This is a genomic window from Micromonospora sp. NPDC023814 (assembly GCF_040639595.1).
Classification (GTDB): domain Bacteria; phylum Actinomycetota; class Actinomycetes; order Mycobacteriales; family Micromonosporaceae; genus Micromonospora.
In genome coordinates, this window is sequence record NZ_JBFAAF010000199.1 from 1 (window position 1) to 2,433 (window position 2,433).

Sequence of the window (2,433 nt, forward strand, 5' to 3'; positions counted from 1 at the left end):
CCACGCGATTGTAAGGTCGGAGCTCGGGTTGTCTGGTGTCGGAGCCGGTGGGGGTTGGCGGTCGAGCCAGTCGGTGGCCGCCTGCCGCTCGGATGGAGACCACCCCTGGGGCACCACCGCCTCGTATCGCACGGCCTGGCCGTCTTTGCCCCGCTCGACGAGCAGACCCTGCCCCCGCAACACCTGCACGTACAGCTTGGCGGTGCTCGGGCTGGTGATCGCGGACTGGTCGAGAACGGTGGAGTCGGTGATCTGGGCGGTCGTGAGTGGCTGGCGGTGACGCAGCATCGCCGCCCACAACACGACCGCGCTGCCCGGCACCACGCGCGGTGTCTGTTGGAGGGCTTCGTGCACCGCTGCTGGCACCGGCGGGGTGTTCACGGAGGACACCGGTGGGGGTTGGCGCTCGAGCCAGCCGGTGGCCGCCTGCCGCTCGGATGAGGACCACCCCGCGGGCACCACCGCCTCGTATCGCACGGCCCTGCCGTCGTTGCCCCGCTCGACAAGCAGACCCAACCCCCGCAACACCTGCACGTACCGCACGGCGGCGCTCGGGCCGGTGACTGCGGATTGGTCGAGGACGGTGGGGTCGGGGATCTGGGTGGTCGTGAGTGGCTGGCGGTGACGCAGCATCGCCGCCCACACCACGAGCGCGCTGCCCGGCACCACTCTGTCTGCCTGTTGGAGGGCGTCGTGCACCGCTGCTGGCACCGGCGGGGTGTTCGCGGAGGACGCCGGTGGGGGTTGGCGCTCGAGCCAGTCGGTGGCCGCCTGCTGCTCGGGTGGGGACCACCCCTGGGGAACCACCGCCTGGTATCGCACGGCCTTGCCGTCTTTGCCCTGCTCGACGAGCAGGCCCTGCCCCCGCAACGCCTTCACGTACAGCTTGGCGGCGCTCGGGCTGGTGATCGCGGACTGGTCGAGAACGGTGGGGTCGATGATCTGGGTGGTCGTGAGTGGCTGGCGGTGACGCAGCATCGCCGCCCACACCACGACCGCGCTGCCCGGCACCACGCCCGGTGTCTGTTGGAGGGCGTCGTGCACCGCTGCTGGCACCGGCGGGGTGTTCACGGAGGGCGCCGGCGGGGTGTTCGCGGAGGGCGCCGGCGGGGTGTTCGCGGAGGGCGCCGGTGGGGGTTGGCGCTCGAGCCAGTCGGTGGCCGCCTGCCGCTCGGATGAGGACCACCCCGCGGGCACCACCGCCTGGTATCGCACGGCCTGGCCGTCCTTGCCCCGCTCGACGAGCAGACCCAGCCCCCGCAACGCCTTCACGTACAGCCCGGCGGTGCTCATGCCGGTGACCGCGGACTGGTCGAGAACGGTGGAGTCGATGATCTGGGCGGTCGTGAGTGGCTGGCCGTGACGCAGCATCGCCGCCCACACCACGACCGCGCTGCCCGGCACCACGCGCGGTGTCTGTTGGAGGGCTTCGTACACCGCTGCGGGCACCGGCGGGGTGTTCGCGGAGGGCGCCGGTAGGGGTTGGCGCTCGAGCCAGTCGGTGGCCGCCTGCCGCTCGGGTGGGGACCACCCCTGGGGAACCACCGCCTGGTATCGCACGGCCTTGCCGTCCTTGCCCCGCTCGACAAGCAGACCCAACCCCCGCAACACCTGCGCGTACAGCCGGGCGGCGCTCGGGCTGGTGATCGCGGACTGGTCGAGAACGGTGGAGTCGATGACCTGGGCGGTCGTGAGTGGCTGGCCGTGACGCAGCATCGCCGCCCACACCACGACCGCGCTGCCCGGCGCCACGTGCGGTGTCTGTTGGAGGGCGTCGTGCACCGCTGCGGGCACCGGCGGGGTGTTCACGGAGGGCGCCGGTAGGGGTTGGCGCTCGAGCCAGTCGGTGGCCGCCTGCCGCTCGGATGAGGACCACCCCGCGGGCACCACCGCCTGGTATCGCACGGCCTGGCCGTCTTTGCCCCGCTCGACGAGCAGACCCAACCCCTGCAACACCTGCACGTACAACGCGGCGGCGCGCGTGCCGGTGACTGCGGATTGGTCGAGAACGGTGGAGTCGATGATCTGGGCGGTCGTGAGTGGCTGGCGGTGACGCAGCATCGCCGCCCACACCACGACCGCGCTGCCCGGCGCCACGCCCGGTGTCTGTTGGAGGGCGTCGTACACCGCTGCGGGCACCGGCGGGGTGTTCACGGAGGGCGCCGGTAGGGGTTGGCGCTCGAGCCAGTCGGTGGCCGCCTGCTGCTCGGGTGGGGACCACCCCTGGGGAACCACCGCCTGGTATCGCACGGCCTTGCCGTCCTTGCCCCGCTCGACGAGCAGACCCAACCCCCGCAACGCCCGCACGTACAGCCCGGCGGCGCTCATGCCGGTGACTGCGGACTGGTCGAGAACGGTGGGGTCGATGATCTGGGTGGTCGTGAGTGGCTGGCGGTGACGCAGCATCGCCGCCCACACCACGACCGCGCTGCC

The 2,433-nt window shown here is 72.1% G+C and carries 1 pseudogene; it reads right to left on the bottom strand.

From position 1 onward, the window contains the following. A pseudogene (locus AB0G14_RS35355) lies at window positions 1-2,406 on the bottom strand (hypothetical protein); the annotation flags it as partial. Between the last annotated feature and the right edge of the window lie 27 nt (window positions 2,407-2,433).